The organism is Vibrio sp. S234-5, from assembly GCF_000960595.1.
Classification (GTDB): Bacteria; Pseudomonadota; Gammaproteobacteria; order Enterobacterales; family Vibrionaceae; genus Vibrio.
The window spans coordinates 1-206 of sequence record NZ_JZAM01000193.1; the positions used below are offsets into that span (position 1 = coordinate 1).

1 protein-coding gene is annotated in these 206 nt (G+C 46.6%); it reads left to right on the top strand.

The genetic code is table 11. The annotated features are described in order from the left end of the window. Nucleotides 1-184: hypothetical protein (locus UF06_RS09185; RefSeq protein ID WP_045570185.1), on the top strand; the 184-nt coding region annotated here is incomplete at its 5' end. Nucleotides 185-206 lie beyond the last annotated feature (22 nt).

The following is a 206-nucleotide window of genomic DNA, read 5'->3' on the forward strand; positions in this document are numbered from 1 at the left end:
CGAATTGTTGGGCACCAAACAAACTGGCTTGGCTGATTTCAAAATTGCCGATTTAGTTCGAGATCAACGCTTAATCCCAGAAGTTCAGCGTATTGCACGTCATATTCACGACAATTACCCAACCAATGCAGCCGCCATCATCGATCGCTGGCTAGGCGAGCGTGATATCTACTCCAAAGCGTAAATCTTAAAGCGAGCCAAATGGC